The organism is Brachybacterium halotolerans (assembly GCF_016623465.1).
In the GTDB taxonomy this organism is placed as follows: domain Bacteria; phylum Actinomycetota; class Actinomycetes; order Actinomycetales; family Dermabacteraceae; genus Brachybacterium; species Brachybacterium halotolerans.
In genome coordinates this window covers 471,636-489,210 of the sequence record NZ_JAEDAJ010000002.1, presented here as the reverse complement: position 1 = coordinate 489,210, position 17,575 = coordinate 471,636, and the positions used below count along the sequence as shown (strand labels likewise).

Sequence of the window (17,575 nt, the reverse complement as noted above, 5' to 3'; positions counted from 1 at the left end):
GTCCTCGTGCCCCACGGAGTCATCGCAGACATCTCCCAGCAGTCCACGGCGCTGCACGCAGGGGCCGACTATCTCGAGCCGACCGTGGTCGGCGGCCTCGTGGTCGAGGGGCCCTCCGGGCTCTGGCGGGCCACGGAGGTCGACCCTGTCGAGGCCATCGGCTCGTGCGCCGTCCTGGTGCCCTCGAACGTACGGCTCTCCGATCCCTCGGTGCCGCTGTCGGCGATCCGTGCGTACCTCGCCACGGCGCTCGACGCCGTGGCGGCGGTCGCCCGTCCTGGTGCAAAAGTGGTGCTGGGCAGCGGGTCCGCCCGAACGATCGGAGCCGGCACCGCGCGCGAGGAGGGTGAGGCGCGTTTCGCGGAGGCCCTCCGCCTCGCGGACGGGCTCGCGGAGCAGAGGGGGCTCGAGATCATCCTCGAGCCCCTCCGTCGGGAGGAGACCGACCTGATCCACACGATCGTCGAGGCCGCCGGCTTCCTCGACGCTCACGGTCTCGATCACGTCCGCATCGTCGCCGACCTCTTCCACGTCCAGCACGAAGGCGAGTCCCTGCGCGCGGTCGAGGCCCACGCCCCCCGGGTCGGCCACATCCACGTCGCCGACAGCGGCCGCACCCCGCCGGGCCAGGGCGACTGGCCGATCGCCGACTTCCTCGAGGCGCTCCGCCGCGGAGGCTGCACGGCCGACGTGACGATCGAGTGCTCGTGGCACGACCTCGCCGCGGAGCTCCCGGACGCCCTCGCCGTGGTGCGCGCGGCCGATCCCCTCAGCCCCGCTTCGCCCCGCGCAGGCTCCCCGCGAGGGGACCGACCATCTCCTCGAACGCCTGCTCCGGGTCCTTCGGGCGCGGAGTGAGGACGAACAGGACCGCGCCGAGCACCACCCACGTGATGAGGATCAGGTACTCCTGAGGCCACTGCAGGGACATCTCCACACCCGGCACGGGCACCAGGGTGAAGGCGATGACCAGGACCGCGCCGAGCGCGCCGACGGCCGGGAGGAAGGCGGGCCGGGCCCGATAGGTGCGGTCGAGGCCCGGGTAGACGCGCGGCAGCCGATATTTCGCGAGGACCACCAGGAACCACACGACGCCCAGGAACACGCCGCCGGCATCGAGGAACCAGATGATCGCGCCCGGACCCAGCAGGCCGAGCGCCACGGTGACCACGAGGATGAACAGCAGCGCCCGACGCGGCACGCCCGAGCGCTCGTCGACCTTCGCGAGGCCGTGGGGGAGCAGACGCGAGCGGGCGAGCGCGAGCACTACACGGCTGGAGGCGACGAAAAGCCCCAGGAAGCTCGTGATCAGCCCCAGCACGGCGATGAGGAACGCACCGAGCCCCAGCAGCGGCAGCCCGGCCGCAGTGAAGGCGTCGATCGTCCCGAGGTCCATGCCGGCGACGTCCTCCCACGGGCCCACGTACGCCGTCGCGAGCAGCACCGCGGTGTAGAACACGGCGGCGCAGCCGACCGTGGCGACGACCGCACGGCCCACACGACGCGGGGACAGGCTCGACTCCTCGGCGAGCACGGCCACCAGGGAGAAGCCGACCACGTAGGTGATGCCGGGGACCACCATCCGCAGGGTCGAGGCGACCGGCGGCTGCTCCGAGGTCCACATCGGCCACAGGTTCGCGGGGGACCCGACCACCAGGGCGCCGATCACGAGCGCCGCGCCGATCAGCAGCATCGCCCCGAACAGCCCCACCTGGATCTGCGCGCCGAGCGAGACCCCGAACCAGTTGAGCCCGAAGATCACCAGGGTCAGGGCGAGACCGGCGGCCAGCACCGGAAGCGTCACGGGCGCGCCGCCCACCGAGTACAGGGGGATCGCGTCCATCGCCGGGACGTACTTCGCCAGCAGCGTCCCGAACGCGGTGACGTAGAAGGCGAGGGAGGAGATGTAGGCGCCGATGTGGAACCACCCGGTCGCGAAGCCCGCCGAGCGTCCGAGCGAGGTGTACCCCCACACGACCTCGCCGCCCGCGCGGGGCACGGCGCTGGTCATCTCGCCGTAGGCGAGGGCCACGCAGGCGGCGAGGGCCGCGCCGATCAGCAGGCCGATGATCATGCCGCCCGCACCGAGGTCCGCGAAGAACGAGGACGACGTGTAGATCCAGCTGGAGCCGACGACCCCGGCGACGCCGAGGGCGATCAGCGAGGGCAGGCCGAGGGACTTCTTCAGTTCAGCCAAGGTGGCCTCCGGGGGAGTCGAGGACGGGATCGGGGTCGAGGTCCGGGTCGGGCGCGGGGCACGGGTCGGGGACGACGAGTCCGGCCATGCTACGAGTGCTCAGGGTCCGACGAGCCCGCAGGACGTACTGTGCGATCACCACGATCCGCAGGAGCCGCGCAGCGCGCCGTCGGCCCGCGTCGTCCCGCCGCAGGAAGGACCGCCATGACCCAGAGAACCCCCTCCGACCCCCAGAGCACACCCTCCGGCCCCCGGAGGAACCCCTCCGCCGGGTCTGCCGACCCCTCGGCCGACGTCTCCGCGCTCAGCCAGGAGGAGAAGATCGCCCTGACCGGCGGCGCCGACTTCTGGCACCTCCACGCCGCCCCGTCCCTGGGGCTCGGGCAGATCCAGGTGAGCGACGGACCGCACGGACTGCGCCAGCAGTCCGGCGCGGCCGACAACCTGGGCCTCAACGACTCCGTCGAGGCCACCTGCTTCCCGCCCGCCGTCGGCCTCGCCTCGACCTGGAGCCGCTCGAGCGCGGCCGCCGTCGCCGGCGCGATCGCCGAGGAGGCCCTCGCCGGCGGCGTCTCCGTGGTGCTGGGCCCGGGCATGAACATCAAGCGCTCGCCGCTGTGCGGACGCAACTTCGAGTACTTCTCCGAGGACCCGCACCTGGCGGGCGAGCTCGCGACCGCCTTCGTGGACGGCATGCAGCAGCGCGGAGTCGGCACCTCGGTCAAGCACTTCGCGCTGAACAACCAGGAGACCGACCGCATGCGCGTGGACGTCGACGTGGACGAGCGCACCATGCACGAGATCTACCTGCGCGCCTTCCGCACGGTGGTCACGCGGGCCCAGCCGTGGACCGTCATGTGCTCCTACAACAGCGTGGACGGCACCCCGGTCGCCCGGAACCGCCGCCTGCTCACCGAGATCCTGCGCGAGCAGTGGGGCTTCGAGGGACTCGTGGTCTCCGACTGGGGAGCTGTCGAGGACCGACCCGCCTCCGTGCAGGCGGGCCTCGACCTGCAGATGCCCGCCGACCCCTTCGGCGAGCAGGACCTGCGCGAGGCCGTCGCGCGCGGGGACGTGGACCAGGAGGCCCTGGACCGCGCCGCGGGGAAGGCCGTCGCCCTGCTGCGCCGCGGGCTCGCAGCGGCCGACCCCGACGCGGCCTACGACGCCGAGGCGCACCATCGCATCGCCGTCGAGGCGGCCCGCCGCGCGCTCGTCCTCCTCGAGAACGACGGCACGCTGCCCCTCGCCGAGCCCGGGGACGGCGCAGGTGAGGGAACCGGCGCGGGCACCGCGTCCGACGCCGAGGGACTCGTGGTCATCGGCGACTTCGCGCAGACCCCGCGCTACCAGGGAGCCGGCTCCTCGCATGTGAACCCGACCCGGCTCACCGACGCGCTCGGTGCGATCCGGGCGATCGCCGGCGAGGACGTGCCCTTCGCCCGCGGCTTCGTCCCGGGCGCGGCCGACGGGGAGACGGACGCTGCCCCGAGCCCCGAAGCCCTGCGCGCCGAGGCCGTCGAGCTCGCGCGCGGCGCCCGCACCGCCGTGCTCTTCCTTGGGCTCGGGGAGGACGTCGAGTCCGAGGGCTTCGACCGCACCGACATCGAGCTGCCCGCAGACCAGCTGCAGCTCCTCGAGGGGGTCCGCGAGGTCGCCGAGCGAGTGGTCGTGGTCCTCTCGAACGGCTCCGTGGTGCGCCTGCCCGAGGCGCTGCGCGGCGTCAACGCCCTGCTCGAGGGCTGGCTGCTGGGCCAGGGCGGCGGCGAGGCCACGGCCGACATCCTCTTCGGCCGTGCGAACCCCTCGGGCCGCCTCGCCGAGACGATCCCTCTGCGCCTCCAGGACACCCCCTCGTACCTGCATTTCCCGGGCGAGGACTCGCACGTGCGCTACGGCGAGGGCCTGTTCGTGGGATACCGCGGCTTCGACGCCGTGGACGCGGAGGTCGCCTATCCCTTCGGCCACGGCCTCAGCTTCACGACCTTCGCGCAGAGCGATCTGGCGGTGACCGCCTCGGCCCGGGGCGGCATCGACCTCGAGGTGACGGTCGAGAACACCGGCGACCGCGCGGGCCGCGAGATCGTCCAGGCCTACGTCTCCGTGCCGGGCTCCCGCGTGACCCGCGCCCCGCGCGAGCTCAAGGGCTTCGCCGAGGTCGAGCTCGCGCCCGGTGAGTCCCGGCGCGTGGGGATCTCGGTTCCCGCGGAGGACCTGCAGTACTGGAGCCCCGCGGCCGGCAGCTGGGTCGTCGAGAGCGGCACCTACCGCGTCGAGGTGGGCGCCTCGAGCAGGGATCTGGGCGCGTCGGCCGACGTCGAGATCGCGGGCGACGAGCCCCGCCCGGTGATGACGATGACCTCGACGCCGCTCGAGATTCGTGCGCTTCCCGGCGGTGAGGAGGCGCTCGGCTCGCTGCTCGGCGACAGCGGGCTGTTCGCGGACCCCGAGATGCTGAAGATGGCCGAGCAGATCCCCGTCGGCCGCTTCACCGGCCTCGGCGGGTTCGGCCGCGAGCAGCTCCAGGAGATGCTCGACCGCGTGAACAGGGGCTGAGCACGGCCAGCGAATGAGCACTCTCAGGCGCTGACAGAGAGCCGCCGCGGGTCCACGGGGAATCGCGGCGGCTCGCGCGCAGCGAGGCGGCGCACCTCCTCGAGCGCGGACTCGCCCATGCGGCCCAGCTCGTTGCCCTGCGAACCGGCGATGTGCGGGGTGATCAGCACCGTCGGCACATCCCACAGCGGGTCGTCGGGCGGGAGGTCGTCGTCGACGTCGAGCACGGCGCTGATCCGTCCGCTGAGCAGCTCGGCGCGCAGCGCGTCGCGATCCACGAGGGCGGGCCGCGCCGTGTTCAGGAACGTCGCCCCCTCGGGCATCGAGGCGAGAAGCCGCGCCGTGACCATGCCCTGGGTGGAGGGGACGTCCGGGGCGTGGAGGCTCACCACGTCGCTGCGCGCGAACAGCTCCTCGAGCTCGACCTTGCGTCCGCCCAGCGCCGCGATCCCCTCGGTGCTCACGATGGGGTCGCTGATGAGCACCTCGAGGTCGAAGCGACGCAGATGCTCGGCGACGAGGCGGCCGATGCGCGAGGCGCCGACGAGGCCCACGACGGAACGGAAGTTCCCCACGCGCTCGCTCACCGGAGGCTCCCGGCGCCGATCGCGCACCTCCCGATGCCGGGCCGCCTGCGCCAGCGTGCGCTTGCCGGCCAGAAGGATCTGCGCGAGCGCGAACTCGGCGACGGGCACCGCGTTCGCCTCGGTCGCGGAGGTGACGACGATGTCGCCGTGCTCCCACACGGCCTCGGAGACGACGAAGCGGATGGTGCCGGCGGTGTGCACGATCGCGCGCAGCCGCGGCATGCGCCCGAGAGCCGCCGCGTCGACGAGCGGCGAGCCCCAACCGGTGAGGAGCACGTCGACGGCAGCGAGTTCGGCATCGTCGAGGGCGGAGAGGTCGGGTGCGGTGCGCTCGACGTCGACGTCGACGTCCGCGAGCGCGGCGAGGCGCGCCAGCTGGTCGCGGTCGAACATGCGGTGCTGCAGCCCATCGGGCATCGCGAGCAGGACTTTCATGGGGTGCTCGCCCGTCCGTCCTCGATCAGCTCGCGGAGCGTCGCCGCCTCGCGGTCGAGCACCGCGGGGTCATCGTTCGGGACGAACTCGAGCAGGGCGTCGCGGTCCGAGCCCTCGGCCTCGAGGATCGAGAACGCTGCGCACCACAGGTCGGCACGCTCCGCGAGCGGCAGGCGCGAGGCGCCGGGCCACCACGAGAACACGTGGATGGTGGACGTGCGCGGCAGCGCGGTGCGCAGCGTCTGCAGGGCGTCGTCGTCCGGCATGTCCTGGTGCGGCTGCCAGTAGGTGCGCACGTTGTCCGCGGCGACCTCGTCGAGCAGGCGCATGGTCGACCCGATCTCGTCGGTGAGCGTCCCGCGGTGGAACTCGAGGCCGAGGTCGATCCCGTGCTCGCCCGCGCGCGTCGCGAATTCGCGGATGCGCCGGGCGGCCTGTGCCCGCAGCGGCGTCGGGGTCCGACGGGAGCCCGTGCCGCCCGCCCACACCCGGATCCGCGGGGCATGCAGGGCGCGGGCGGAGGCGAGCACCGCGTCCGCGTCAGCGCGATGTGAGGCGTTGTCGCCGGTGAACCGCAGGTAGGAGCCATAGGACGCGACGGACAGTCCCGCCTGTTCGGTGAGGAGGCGGACGCGCTCGGCGGTCTCCGTGTCCCCGGGAGGGGCGTGCACGTCGCCGCCCCATTCGATGCAGGCGAGGCCGGCGCGTCGGGCGAGGTCGATCAGCTGCTCGGCCGTCAGGTCGCGGAAGGTGATGGAGCAGAGGCCGGGACGGATCATCGTGCGCCGGTCCTTTCCGCCGGGTCCCAGTCCCGGCAGCAGAGAACGAACAGGTATCCGTCGGGGTCGCGCAGGGTCACGCCTAACGTGTCCCAATAGGGGTTGCGGGCGGCGACGCGGACTCCGCCGGCGCTCTCGATGCGGGAGATCCACGCGTCCGACGCCGGCTCGCCGAGATAGACGACGAGCAGATCCTCGTCGGTGGGATGCGCCTCGGCCGCGCACTGCGGATCGTCCACGAGCTCGAGATGCCAGCTTCCCCCGGCGGGACCGACCATGGTCAGACGATGCCCACCCTCGGCCGAAGCGTCCGTGCGCCACTGGACCTCGAGCCCGACGCCGTCGACCCAGAAGCGCTCTGCGGCGCCCAGATCGCCGGTCGGACGGGCGATGCGAAGCGGCGCGGACGAGAGATCGTGCATGGGCGTCATGGTCTCATCGGCTCCGATGACGCCCGGGGTGATCCCGTACGCCGAGCTCCAGCGCCCAGGCGCCCAGCACATCGCCGACGCGGCCGTGGACGCGCACGGTCGCGCGGTCGTCGGCCCGGGTCGGGCCGTCGTTGACGATCACCACGGGCTTGCCGTCGGCGAGGGCCTGGCGGGCGAATCGCAGACCCGACATGACGGTGAGGCTCGAGCCGAGCACGAGCAGGGCGCGCGAGCGCTCGAGCAGCGCGAAGGCGTCGGCCACCATCTCGCGCCGCGCGCTCTCCCCGAAGAACACCACGTCGGGCTTCAGCATCCCGCCGCACAGAGCGCACGGCGGGTAGCGGAACCGGCTCGTGCGGTCGACCTCGGCGTCGCCGTCGGGCGCCTGGGCGGCGTCCCGGGCGAGGTCCTCGAGGCGCGCGGCGATGTCGGGGTTCATCCCCAGCAGGCGCGAGTGCAGGGAGTCGCGGGAGACGGTCGCGTCGCAGTCCAGGCAGCGCACCACGTCGAGGCGCCCGTGCAGGTCGACGACGGGGTTCGAGCCTGCCTCCTCGTGCAGCCGGTCCACGTTCTGGGTGATCACGCCTCTGATCTCGAGGGGCGCGGCGAGCGCGGCGAGCAGGCGGTGCCCGCGGTTCGGCCGGGCGGCGCCGAACTGGGTCCAGCCGACCGTCGAGCGCGCCCAGTACCGGCGCCGCGACAGATCGGAGCGGACGAACTCCTGGTAGGTCATCGGCGTGCGCGGCACCGCGCGCGGACCGCGATAGTCGGGAAGCCCCGACTCCGTGGACAGTCCCGCCCCAGTCAGCACGGTGACCGGGCCGCCCCGCAGCACGTCGAGCGCTCCGAGCACCTCCTCGGGAGTGCTCAGCCGGCCGTAGAGCGAGGGATCCGCGGGGCCCCAGGGATGGTCGCGGGCGTGGGTGCGAGGTGCGTTCGGCGAGGGAGCGTTCGGGCTGTCGGGCGCACCGACGCTCGCGGTCTGCGCGCCCGTCGAGAACCAGCGCCCGACGTCCGCGGCGGGGCCTGCACGCCCTGCAGAACCCGGGTCGGGAGCTCCTGTGCGTGTCGGATCGAGGCGGCCGGTCACCCTCGTGCACCTCGATCTCGCGTCCACGAGAGCTCACCGGGCGCGCCGTCGACATCGATTCGATGCCAGGCCTCGGGCTGACCCGCGGGGCGCGGCGCCTCGTGCAGCCAGTATGTCGTGTCCGGGTGCCAGCCGGCGACGATGGACAGCGCAGTGCGGGGAGCATCGCGCCCGCTCCGAAGCGTGGGAGGCGCCTCGATGCCCCTCACCTCGAGCGGTCGTCCTGCGAGATCGAGATAGGCACCGAGGCTCAGATGGACCCCGTCCGCCGTGCGCGCGACCGATGCCCAGTCCGGCATCACCCACGGGCCGTCGGCGCCCGTGCACGCGTGCCAGTTCCCGCCCGGATCCTGCATGGGGACGACGGGATGCTCGCGGCAGAGGTCGGTCCAGTCCTGCTCCGAACGGATCTCCACGAACCGTCGCCCGCGCGTGCCTTCGAGGGGCTGCGCATGGGCGCGGTCGTATCCGAAGTCGTCCTCGACGAGCCACAGGTGGATCGGGACCCCATCGGCGAACACCCCCGCGGTGCCCTCGATGCGGAAGTGCGGGGTGGTCCACCAGGTGCTGGTGCCGCCGGTACGGGCGTCGGCACGCCACTCCTGGCGCTGCTCCAGCAGGTCACGCAGTGCGTTGGCCTCGTAGCCGAGACCGTCATGCATCGTGGTGGGCTCCTCCTCGTCCCACGTGATTCGCTGCTGATGATCCGTGGCGATGCCCGAGAACCAGGAGTGTACGAGTGGGGAGCGCGAGAGGTGCTCCCCGACCCTCTCGAGGGACCGGCTCACCGGGGGCGTCGAGGCGAGCACGTCCTCACCGGCCATTCCCTGCCAGTAGCGCGCGGTCGTCACCGCATCGGCGACGCACGAGCGGAGCACGTCCTCGAGGGGATCGAGCAGGGGGAGGGCCTCGATGAGGGCGGCGATCTCCTCGAGGGATGGCTCGGGCGGCAGGGGTGCCAGCGTGGAGCGGAGGAACGGGAGTCTGCGGACGTACGCGTGGGGGACGCTGTCCTCGCGCCGCATGGCCGCGTCGTACACACGTTTGTCGAGCCGACCGATCTTGCGGGGATGGGGCTGCACCGCACGCTCGCTGCGCAGCGCGAACTCGAGCAGCGTCCGCAGTCCTCGCGGGCCGCGGGTGAGCGCGGTGGCGACCTCGGCGTCGGACATGGATGGCACTGACGGGGCCGTAGTCCCGCGCTCGTGATCGGCCGACGGTGGCATCACGCCCTCACCCACCGAACACCAGCTCCTCGGCGATGCCGCTGACGCCCGGCGCGACCGCGAACAGGGAGCCCGCGGCGGGGTCCTCGCCCTCGGGCAGGTTCTCCCTGCTGGTGGTGAGGTACAGGGTCGTGAGGCCCTCGCCGCCGAAGGTGCAGGCGGTGACCTGGCGGGCGTCCACCTCGACGCGCTCGGCCACGGTGCCGTCGGACTCGAGGCACAGGGCCCTGCCGGCGCCGTTCATCGCGACCCACACGCGGCCCTCGGCGTCGACCGTGAGGCCGTCGGGGTGGCCGTCCTCGTCGCCCAGGTCGCGGAAGGTGCGTCGGCCCACGAACCCCGCGGTCTCGTCCCAGTCCAGGACGTCGACGCGGCCGGTGGGGGTGTCCACGTAGTACCCGTGCGCGTGGTCGGGGGACATCGCCAGCCCGTTGGAGATCGTGACGTCGCCCCATGCCCGGATCGCCGTGCCGTCGGTGCCGAGCCGCCACATCGAGGCCGCTCCCTCGGTGCGGTCGTAGGCCATGGAGCCGCACCAGAAGGTGCCGTCGGGCGCGACGGCCCCCTCGTTCATCCGCACGGGCTCGTCCCACAGCGCGGGCAGGGCGGTGATCGTGCCGTCGGGTTCCTGGAGGCCGAATCCCTTCTCGAGGGCGAGCACGGCGCCGCCGCCGCGACGCGGGCGCACGCAGGCGACCACGGGGCTCGGCACCTCGGTGCGGGTGATGCCACCGCTCGCGGGGTCGAGCTCGAGGAAGGACCCGGCGAGCATGTCGACGAAGCGCAGCGCCCCGCCCTCGCCCCAGCTCGCCGACCAGATCGGGCCCTCGCCGTGGTAGCAGAGGGAATCGGTGAGGCGGGCTGCGTGCATGGGTCCTCCTGGCTGCGGCGGTCGCCGCCCACGCTACCGGGCGTGAGGAGGCGCCGCGGAGGATGCGCGGCGCCGAGCTCCGCGGCGCGGGCGGAATGCCCGGAACCCGGCGCGGTCAGTGCCCGAGGAGGCGTCCCATCGGGACGAAGTCCGAGAACTCCGCGTCGAGCGCAGGGGAGGTGCCGACGGAGGCGTCGTCGGCGTCGTCGTCCCTGTCGGCGCCCTCAGAACCGTCGTCGGTCTCCCCGGACCCGTCCGCCCGCCCGACACCCGCGCTCAGCATCGCCGCGAGCTCCCCGCCCGCTCGGTGCGCCCTCTCGACCAGCGGATCCTGCGAGGCCTCGGCGGCCGAGGCGCCGCCGAAGTCGGCCGACGCCGCGAACACGGCCGTCGGCACCAGCTCCGCACGGAGGTACGAGAACATCGGCCGGATCGCGAAGTCGAGCGCCAGGGAGTGGCGGGCCGTCCCGGCGGTCGCGCCGAGCAGCACGGGCTTGCCGCGCCACAGGTCCTTGTCGAGCGCATCGATGAGCAGCTTGAACAGGCCCGACGGGCCGACGTTGAAGATCGGGGTCACCGCGATCACCGCGTCGGCCTCCCGGATCGCGTCGACCACGGGGCGCAGGCGCTCGCCGGGGAAGTGCGAGAGCAGGGCATCGGTGAGGTCATGGGCATGCTCGCGCAGTTCGATCGTGGAGGCCTCGACCCCGGCCCCCGTGGCCTCGAGGGCGGTGCGCGCGGCGGCCGTGAGCTGGTCGGCGAGCATGCGGGTCGAGCTCGGGGTCGACAGGCCCGCGGTGAGGGTCAGGACGCGGTAGGTGCGGGGCACGGGGACTCCTTCGACGAGGTGGCGGAGCGGCGGGATGGACGGGCGGGCAGGCGCAGGCGCGGCGGCCGGCGCGGGGGACAGGGGCCCGTCCGCGTCAGCCGCGGTCCTCGGCGCGCAGACCGGTCCAGTTGTCGCCCGTCTCGAAACGGTACGACGCATCGAACGCGCCCTTCTCGGCGTCTCGCGCCGCGACCATCGCGGCATGCGTCGGCCCCTCGGGGACGTCGGCCGGGCGGCGCGCCTCGAGCTCGCGGCGCAGCACGGGGACGACCTCGGTGCCCAGCAGCTCGATCTGCTCGAGGACGGTCTGGCGGGGAAGGCCCGCGTGGTCCATGAGGAACAGCTGGCGCTGGTAGTCGCCGACGGCGTCGGCCATGCCCAGGTAGCGCTCGACGACCTGCTCGGGCGAGCCGACGGTCAGCGGCGTCTGCTTCGTGAAGTCCTCCATCGTGGGGCCGCCGCCGTAGACCGGGGCGTTGTCGAAGTACGGGCGGAACTCGGCGATCGCGTCCTGGGAGTTCTTGCGCATGAAGGCCTGGCCGCCCAGCCCGACGATCGCCTGCGAGGCCTTGCCGTGGCCGTAGTGCTCATAGCGCTCGCGGTACAGCTGCACCATCTGCTTGGTGTGGCTCATGGGCCAGAAGATGTTGTTGTGCAGGAATCCGTCGCCGTAGTAGGCGGCCTGCTCGGCGATCTGCGGGGAGCGGATCGATCCGTGCCACACGAAGGGCGCCACGCCGTCGAGCGGGCGAGGGGTCGAGGTGAACTGCTGCAGCGGGGTGCGGAACTCGCCCTGCCAGTCCACGACGTCCTCCCGCCACAGGCGGTGCAGCAGGTCGTAGTTCTCGATCGCGAGCTCGAGGCCCTTGCGGATGTCCTTGCCGAACCAGGGGTAGACGGGGCCCGTGTTGCCGCGTCCCATCACCAGGTCCACGCGGCCGTTCGTGAGGTGCTGGAGCATCGCGTAGTCCTCGGCGATCTTCACCGGGTCGTTCGTGGTGATCAGCGTGGTCGCGGTCGAGAGGATGAGGTCCTTCGTCTGCGCGCCGATGTACGCGAGGGTCGTGGTGGGGGAGGAGGTGACGAACGGCGGGTTGTGGTGCTCGCCGATCGCGAAGACGTCCAGGCCCACCTGCTCGGCGAGCTTCGCCTCCTCGACCATGAGCTCGAGGCGCTCGTGCTCGGTCGGCACGCGTCCCGTCGTGGGGTCGGGGGTGATGTCCGCGATGGTGAAGATTCCGAACTGCATGACGGCCTCCTGGGCTCAGCGTCTGAAGATGGTTCAACATTAAACTACTTTGAGGGCGGCGGCAAGCGCGGCGGGTCGTGGGACACACTGGGGCCGCTGACCTGCGGGTTCAGATCGGCCATCGGGTCGGCGGCGCGGCCGACGGGCTCAGCTCACGTCGGAGGTCTCCGCCGTCCAGGCGTTGCACGCGCCGAGATCGCCCTCGCTCTCCAGGCCCGCGCGGATCCAGGCGTCCTGCGAGTCCTCGGAGATCGTGGGGTCGGTGTTGTCCTTGCGCGCCGGGGCGTCGAGCACGGACTTCTGGAGGGCGGCCGACGGGCGGGCCCCGTCGGGAAGCTGCATCACGGTCGCCGCCGCCATGCACTGGTTCTGCAGGACGTAGCGACGGTGCGCCTCGTCCTGTGCCTTCTCGTCGTCACTGACCTCGTCGTCCAGGTGCTGGTAGTAGAGGCCGATGCTGGACTGCCACATGACCGTCGTCTGCTGCACGAGGGCGAGCCCCCACAGCAGGTGGGCCGGGTAGTCCGCGGCGGGGTCCTCTGCGTCGGAGGCGTCGTAGTCGGCGGGCCAGTAGATGGTGTTGTCGAGGTTGCACACGCGCGGGTAGTCGCGCTCGAAGGTGTCCTTCTCGCAGCTGGACTTCGGCACGTCGGGCCAGCTGTAGACCACGATGCTCGGCGTCGCCCACGGCATCGAGCGGTCGGAGCTCGCGGTCGACCACACCTGCGTCAGGCACGACTCGCCGGCGTTGAGGAAGGCCTCGAGCTCCTCGTCGCTGTGCTTCGCCGCGAGCTTCGGGAGGTCGCACTCGTCCGCGGTCGGCAGGGTGCCGCGCGTGAGCGGGTTCGTCTGCAGGACCTCGCGCGTCTCCTGCTCGCTCAGCGTGAGCTTCTCGTAGGGGTCGGCCGGGGTGAACGGCGGAGGCGTCTCCGGCGGCTTCGAGGAGGAGTCGGAGGAGGACGTCGCCGAGGGGTCCGCGGACGCCTCGTCATCGCCGCGCTGACTGAGGATCACGGCGAGCGCGCCGCCGCCGATCGCGATGAGCAGCAGCACGAGGCATCCGCAGACCCCCACGATCCAGGGGCCGACGGGGCGGCGGGGCGGAGCGGGCTGGCCGGGCTGGCCGGGCTGGCCCTGCTGGCCCTGCTGGCCCTGCTGGCCCTGCTGGCCCTGCTGTCCGGGCTGCCCGGACTTCTGCGGTGGTCCGGGCGGCGACTGCTGTCCGTACGGCGATCCCGGTCCCTGCGTCATGGTTCCCCCTCGTGGCGCGTGCGGCACTCCGGTCCAGAGCGTACCCAGGCGCCGCGTCAGCACAGAGCGTACTCACCGGGGCGAGGCGACCACGCGCCCGGACTCGTTCTGGCAGGATTGCTGGTCATGACGCATCGGAGCATCACTGCACTGCTGGACGCCCGCCGCCTCGCGGGACTGGAGACGACGCCGGGCGGGAGGATCGTCGCCAAGGTCTCGGCCCCGGACGCGAAGGGCGCGTCCTATCGCAGCTCGCTCGTGGAGATCCTCGGGGACTCCCTGCTCCCCCTGACCCGCGGCAGCGCGTCCGTGGGCTCCGTGGTGCTCGCCGAGGACGGCACCACCCTGTTCACCGCCCGGCGCGTGGGGGAGGACGGCGAGGAGGCCGACGACGCTCAGCTCTGGGCCCTGCCCCCGCGCGGAGAGGCTCGGGAGATCGCCTCCCGTCCCGGCGGCTTCGGCGGGCTGCACCTCACCGACGGGGTGCTCGTCGCCGAGATCGACGTCCACTCGCAGGCGTCCGACGAGGCAGAGCATGCCCGCCTCTCCCGGGAGCGCTCGAAGGCAGAGGTCAGCGCCGCTCTCCACGACGGCTTCCCGACCCGCCACTGGGACCACGACCTGGGCCCCGCCCGCAGCGTGCTCGCCGTGGCGGCCCTCCCCGAGGACCTCTTCACCGCCGAGGCGACCGCCGCGCCCGATCAGTCCGTGTCGCCCGACCAGTCCGCCTCGACCGACCAGTCCCTGTCGGCCGATCAGCCCGCGTCGGCCGATGACGACGACGCCCCTCGTCGCCAGGTCCTCCACTTCCGGCACCTGGAGATGCCGCCGGGGCGGCTGAGCGCATGGAGCGTGGACCGGCAGGGCCGCCGCGCGCTCGTCGCGATGACCGACTCGCTCGACGACCGCCTGGGCGTCGGCCGCCTCTACCTGCTCGACCTCACGGGGACGCAGGCCCCGCAGCTGCTGCGCGACGCCACGAACGAGGTCGAGTTCTGGCCCGGCGAGTTCAGCCCCGACGGGACGCACGCGCTGATCTCGCGCGAGCGCACCTGGACGCAGACGGCCTCCGCCCGCTCGCGCACAGAGGTGCTCGACCTCGCCACCGGGGAGAGCCAGGAGATCTGGCCCGAGCTGGACCGGGACCCCCACCTCACCTGGGTCGACGCAGACACCCTCGTGGGCGCGGGCGATGACGAGGGACGCGGATCCGTGTGGATCGGCGGCCTCGGCGACGCCGCCGGGCGCCGGCTCGCCGGCGGACCGGACCAGGAGCTCTCCTTCGCGCAGCTGACCGTCGCGGGCGGCACGGCGGTCGCCTCCGCCTCCGGGATCGCCGTCGCCCCGCACCCCGTGCGCATCGATCTGGCGAGCGGCGAGGTCGCGGATCTTCCGAACCCCGCCGACGCCGTCGAGCAGCCAGGCCCCCTCACCGAGGTGTCCGCCACCGCCCAGGACGGCACGGCGCTGCGCGCCTGGCTGCGTCTGCCCGCGGGAGAGGGCCCGCACCCGCTGGTCGTCTTCGCGCACGGCGGCCCCTGGGGGTCGTGGAACGCCTGGACCTATCGCTGGAATCCCGGTCCCTTCGTCGACGCGGGCTACGCCGTGCTGCTGCCGGACCCGGCCATCTCCACCGGCTACGGGCAGGAGATGATCGACCGCGGCCAGCACGAGCTCGGCGGCGCCCCCTTCACCGACATCATGGCGCTCGCGGACGCGACGGTCGCCCGCGCGGACATCGACGCCGAGCACACCGCCTTCGCGGGCGGCTCGTACGGCGGGTACATGGCGAACTGGGTGGCCGGGCACACCGGCGACCGCTTCCGCTGCGTGGTCACCCATGCCTCGCTGTGGGACACGGCCTCGATGGGCCGCACCACCGACAACGCCGGCTGGGAGCGGTCGATGCGCGAGCAGAACAGCCGCTTCAACCCCAAGGACGAGGTCGCCGAGATCCAGGTGCCGATGCTCGTGATCCACGGCGACAAGGACTACCGGGTGCCGATCGCACAGGGCCACGCGCTCTGGTACGACCTGCACGAGTTCTCCGCCACGCCGCGCGACGAGCAGGGCCGCACCCGCCACCGCTTCCTCTACTTCCCCGACGAGGGCCACTGGATCACCGGTCGCGGCAATGCGCAGGTCTGGTACGAGACGTTCCTCGGGTTCCTCGATGAGCACGTGCGCGGCACCGCCTGGGACCGCCCCGCGACGCTGGGCTGAACGGTCGGTCGATCCCTCGGCGGAACGGCTGAACGGCTACGGCCGACGGGGCGTGCCCGGCATCGGGGCCCCGGAACAGAAAGCGCCCCGGCCCGTCCCCACGGGCCGGGGCCATCCCTTTCCCCGGTGCTGCGGGTCAGGCGGGGAGCCTCTCCTCAGTGGCTCGCCGCTCCGTCAGCACCTGGGATACACTTAACCGGCTCCAGCCTGGCAGGCGCTGAACGCGAGCTGTCGGTTCCCTATGCGCGCGGCAGGGCCGTGGCGGACCCGCCCTTCGTACACTCGTACGTATCCATGGCAGTGCGCATCGCAGCGCTGCCGCCGCGGAGAGGCAATGACCATGAGCACCCACCACGACCTGCTGGCCTCCTGCTGGACCTGGGCAGGGGACGTCGGCCCCGCGACGCAGACCAGCGCAGCCCCGTGCCTCTCCCGGAGAGGATCGAGGCGCTCGCCGCCTCGGGCTGGCGGGGAGTGGGGATCCAGCACGCCGACCTCGTGGAGCTGCGCGACACGATCGGTCTTCCCCGACTGCGCGAGCAGCTCGAGGACGCCGGCATCGAGCGCATCGAGCTCGAGTTCCTCAGCGACTGGTGGGAACGCGGCACGGCACGCGCGGCCTCCGACCGTCAGCTCGACGACTTCCTCGACGCCGCGGCGCAGCTCGGAGCCCCTGCCCTCAAGATCGGCGCATGCCGCCTCGGCGCCGGCCGCTCCGAAGCGCCGGAGCCCGCGGCCTTCGCCGCGGATCTGCACCGGACCGCCGAGCGCGCCGACGCCTTCGACCTCACCCTGGCCCTCGAGGCGATGGCGGACACCAACCTGCCGACCTTCGGCGACGCGGTCGACCTCGTCCGCGCCGTGGACCACCCGCGCGCCGGGCTCGCCGTGGACATCTATCAGCTCGCGAGATCCGGCGACGACGACGTCACGCTCCTGCCCGCGCTCCTGGAGGGCGTCCCGGTCGCGGTGGTCGAGCTCGGGGACGCGCCAGTGGGCGCCGACGGCGTCGCTCCGCGCTGCCTCCCGGGCCGCGGGGATCTCGACATGGCGGGGTTCGTGGTGGCGATGATCGACGCGGGATGGGACGGCTTCTGGGGAGTCGAGATCATCGCCGACGAGCTGCGCGCGCTGCCCGTCGCACAGGGACTCTCCGAGGTCCGCGCGGGGGTCGACGTCGCCCTCGCGCGCGCCCAGGAGATCCTGGACGCCCGCCCCTGAGATCCGGCTGTTCAGGCGGCGGCCCGTGCATGCGCGGCTGCCCGACGGGCGTCAACCCCGGGGCGGCGGCACGACCTCGAGAGCCCCCGAATCGGCACGGCCGAGGAGCCGTGAGACGGGGCAGCGCGCGTGCGCGGCCTCCGCGAGGCGACGGGCCTCGTCCTCGCCCACGTCCTCGACGCTCACCAGGGCGCGGGGCGCGAAGCGGTAGCCGCCCGTGGGGTCGAAGTGCAGGCTGACCTCGACGTGCACATGGGTCGCGGCGTCGATGCCCCGCTCTCGCAGCACCGCCTTGAGCGTCTCGCCCAGGCACGTGCTCCACGCCATCGCGAGGAACTGCTCGGGATTCGAGCCCGTGGCGTCGGCCGACGGACCGCCCGTGGGCAGCGTGGGACCGTTCTCCACGCGGACCTCGCCCGCCGTCCCGCCGACGTTCTCCACGCGCGCGGTGTAGAGGGTGCGCGTGTACTTCTCAGGGAGGGCGTCGGGGGCCGTGGCCGCGGACGGCCCCGCGGTGGCCGTCTCGATCGGGGACTGTCCGGATGGTTCCGCCATGGCCCCAGGGTAGACGCGGCCTGCGCCGTCCACGCGCTCGTCACCCCCTCGACATCGGGGGTTCGTCGAGCGTGC

General features: G+C 72.9%; 15 protein-coding genes. 4 read left to right on the top strand and 11 right to left on the bottom strand.

The features are described from left to right. Window positions 1-6: 6 nt before the first annotated feature. Window positions 7-858 carry a TIM barrel protein gene (locus I8D64_RS06305; RefSeq protein ID WP_200501646.1) on the top strand — a complete coding sequence of 284 codons (852 nt, stop codon included), beginning with the start codon at window positions 7-9 and terminating at the stop codon, window positions 856-858. Here the strand turns inward: I8D64_RS06305 and I8D64_RS06300 are convergent. Next, window positions 770-2,197, bottom strand: coding sequence for an APC family permease (locus I8D64_RS06300; RefSeq protein WP_200501645.1), 1,428 nt, complete (start codon window positions 2,195-2,197; stop codon window positions 770-772). The genes I8D64_RS06305 and I8D64_RS06300 overlap by 89 nt on opposite strands. Before the next feature lie 204 nt (window positions 2,198-2,401). On the opposite strand from I8D64_RS06300, the gene I8D64_RS06295 reads away from it, so the two are divergent. After that, window positions 2,402-4,753, top strand: a complete 2,352-nt coding sequence (locus I8D64_RS06295; RefSeq protein WP_200501644.1) for a glycoside hydrolase family 3 C-terminal domain-containing protein — start codon at window positions 2,402-2,404, stop codon at window positions 4,751-4,753. A gap of 23 nt (window positions 4,754-4,776) precedes the next feature. On the opposite strand, the gene I8D64_RS06290 is transcribed toward I8D64_RS06295, so the two are convergent. The 9 genes from I8D64_RS06290 to I8D64_RS06250 all read right to left on the bottom strand — a co-directional run bounded on the left by I8D64_RS06290 (window position 4,777) and on the right by I8D64_RS06250 (window position 13,501). Further along, a complete protein-coding gene (locus I8D64_RS06290; RefSeq protein ID WP_200501643.1) occupies window positions 4,777-5,775 on the bottom strand; it encodes a hydroxyacid dehydrogenase in 999 nt (332 codons plus the stop codon). After that, window positions 5,772-6,554, bottom strand: coding sequence for a sugar phosphate isomerase/epimerase family protein (locus I8D64_RS06285; RefSeq protein ID WP_200501642.1), 783 nt, complete (start codon window positions 6,552-6,554; stop codon window positions 5,772-5,774). Before I8D64_RS06285 ends, I8D64_RS06290 begins: the two co-directional genes overlap by 4 nt. Further along, complete coding sequence (locus I8D64_RS06280) at window positions 6,551-6,976, bottom strand: VOC family protein (protein WP_200501641.1); 426 nt, start codon at window positions 6,974-6,976, stop codon at window positions 6,551-6,553. The genes I8D64_RS06285 and I8D64_RS06280 overlap by 4 nt, the downstream gene beginning before the upstream one ends. Before the next feature lie 13 nt (window positions 6,977-6,989). Then, a complete protein-coding gene (locus I8D64_RS06275; protein WP_200501640.1) occupies window positions 6,990-8,075 on the bottom strand; it encodes a Sir2 family NAD-dependent protein deacetylase in 1,086 nt (361 codons plus the stop codon). Continuing rightward, complete coding sequence (locus I8D64_RS06270; RefSeq protein WP_200501639.1) at window positions 8,072-9,247, bottom strand: hypothetical protein; 1,176 nt, start codon at window positions 9,245-9,247, stop codon at window positions 8,072-8,074. Before I8D64_RS06270 ends, I8D64_RS06275 begins: the two co-directional genes overlap by 4 nt. A 61-nt stretch (window positions 9,248-9,308) precedes the next feature. Then, window positions 9,309-10,172, bottom strand: a complete 864-nt coding sequence (locus tag I8D64_RS06265) for an SMP-30/gluconolactonase/LRE family protein (protein WP_200501638.1) — start codon at window positions 10,170-10,172, stop codon at window positions 9,309-9,311. Between the two features lie 115 nt (window positions 10,173-10,287). Continuing rightward, window positions 10,288-11,001 carry a CE1759 family FMN reductase gene (locus I8D64_RS06260; protein ID WP_343068458.1) on the bottom strand — a complete coding sequence of 238 codons (714 nt, stop codon included), beginning with the start codon at window positions 10,999-11,001 and terminating at the stop codon, window positions 10,288-10,290. 94 nt (window positions 11,002-11,095) lie between these two features. Further along, complete coding sequence (locus tag I8D64_RS06255) at window positions 11,096-12,250, bottom strand: LLM class flavin-dependent oxidoreductase (protein ID WP_200501636.1); 1,155 nt, start codon at window positions 12,248-12,250, stop codon at window positions 11,096-11,098. Window positions 12,251-12,397: 147 nt separating this feature from the next. Continuing rightward, window positions 12,398-13,501 carry a hypothetical protein gene (locus I8D64_RS06250; protein ID WP_200501635.1) on the bottom strand — a complete coding sequence of 368 codons (1,104 nt, stop codon included), beginning with the start codon at window positions 13,499-13,501 and terminating at the stop codon, window positions 12,398-12,400. A gap of 126 nt (window positions 13,502-13,627) precedes the next feature. Between I8D64_RS06250 and I8D64_RS06245 the strand changes: the two genes are divergently transcribed. Then, window positions 13,628-15,724, top strand: coding sequence for a S9 family peptidase (locus tag I8D64_RS06245; RefSeq protein WP_200501634.1), 2,097 nt, complete (start codon window positions 13,628-13,630; stop codon window positions 15,722-15,724). Between the two features lie 423 nt (window positions 15,725-16,147). Further along, window positions 16,148-16,945 carry a TIM barrel protein gene (locus I8D64_RS06240; protein WP_200501633.1) on the top strand — a complete coding sequence of 266 codons (798 nt, stop codon included), beginning with the start codon at window positions 16,148-16,150 and terminating at the stop codon, window positions 16,943-16,945. Window positions 16,946-16,996: 51 nt separating this feature from the next. Here I8D64_RS06240 and I8D64_RS06235 read toward each other — a convergent pair whose 3' ends face one another. Next, entirely contained in the window at window positions 16,997-17,500 is a 504-nt protein-coding gene (locus tag I8D64_RS06235) for an OsmC family protein (protein ID WP_200501632.1), read from the bottom strand. Window positions 17,501-17,575 lie beyond the last annotated feature (75 nt).

What these genes read in the sequence shown, in the direction of transcription:
- I8D64_RS06295 (WP_200501644.1), top strand. Translation starts at nt 2,402, where the DNA reads ATGACCCAGAGAACCCCCTCCGACCCCCAGAGCACACCCTCCGGCCCC.
- I8D64_RS06290 (WP_200501643.1), bottom strand. Translation starts at nt 5,775, where the DNA reads ATGAAAGTCCTGCTCGCGATGCCCGATGGGCTGCAGCACCGCATGTTC.
- I8D64_RS06285 (WP_200501642.1), bottom strand. Translation starts at nt 6,554, where the DNA reads ATGATCCGTCCCGGCCTCTGCTCCATCACCTTCCGCGACCTGACGGCC.
- I8D64_RS06280 (WP_200501641.1), bottom strand. Translation starts at nt 6,976, where the DNA reads ATGCACGATCTCTCGTCCGCGCCGCTTCGCATCGCCCGTCCGACCGGC.
- I8D64_RS06270 (WP_200501639.1), bottom strand. Translation starts at nt 9,247, where the DNA reads ATGTCCGACGCCGAGGTCGCCACCGCGCTCACCCGCGGCCCGCGAGGA.
- I8D64_RS06265 (WP_200501638.1), bottom strand. Translation starts at nt 10,172, where the DNA reads ATGCACGCAGCCCGCCTCACCGATTCCCTCTGCTACCACGGCGAGGGC.
- I8D64_RS06255 (WP_200501636.1), bottom strand. Translation starts at nt 12,250, where the DNA reads ATGCAGTTCGGAATCTTCACCATCGCGGACATCACCCCCGACCCCACG.
- I8D64_RS06250 (WP_200501635.1), bottom strand. Translation starts at nt 13,501, where the DNA reads ATGACGCAGGGACCGGGATCGCCGTACGGACAGCAGTCGCCGCCCGGA.
- I8D64_RS06245 (WP_200501634.1), top strand. Translation starts at nt 13,628, where the DNA reads ATGACGCATCGGAGCATCACTGCACTGCTGGACGCCCGCCGCCTCGCG.
- I8D64_RS06235 (WP_200501632.1), bottom strand. Translation starts at nt 17,500, where the DNA reads ATGGCGGAACCATCCGGACAGTCCCCGATCGAGACGGCCACCGCGGGG.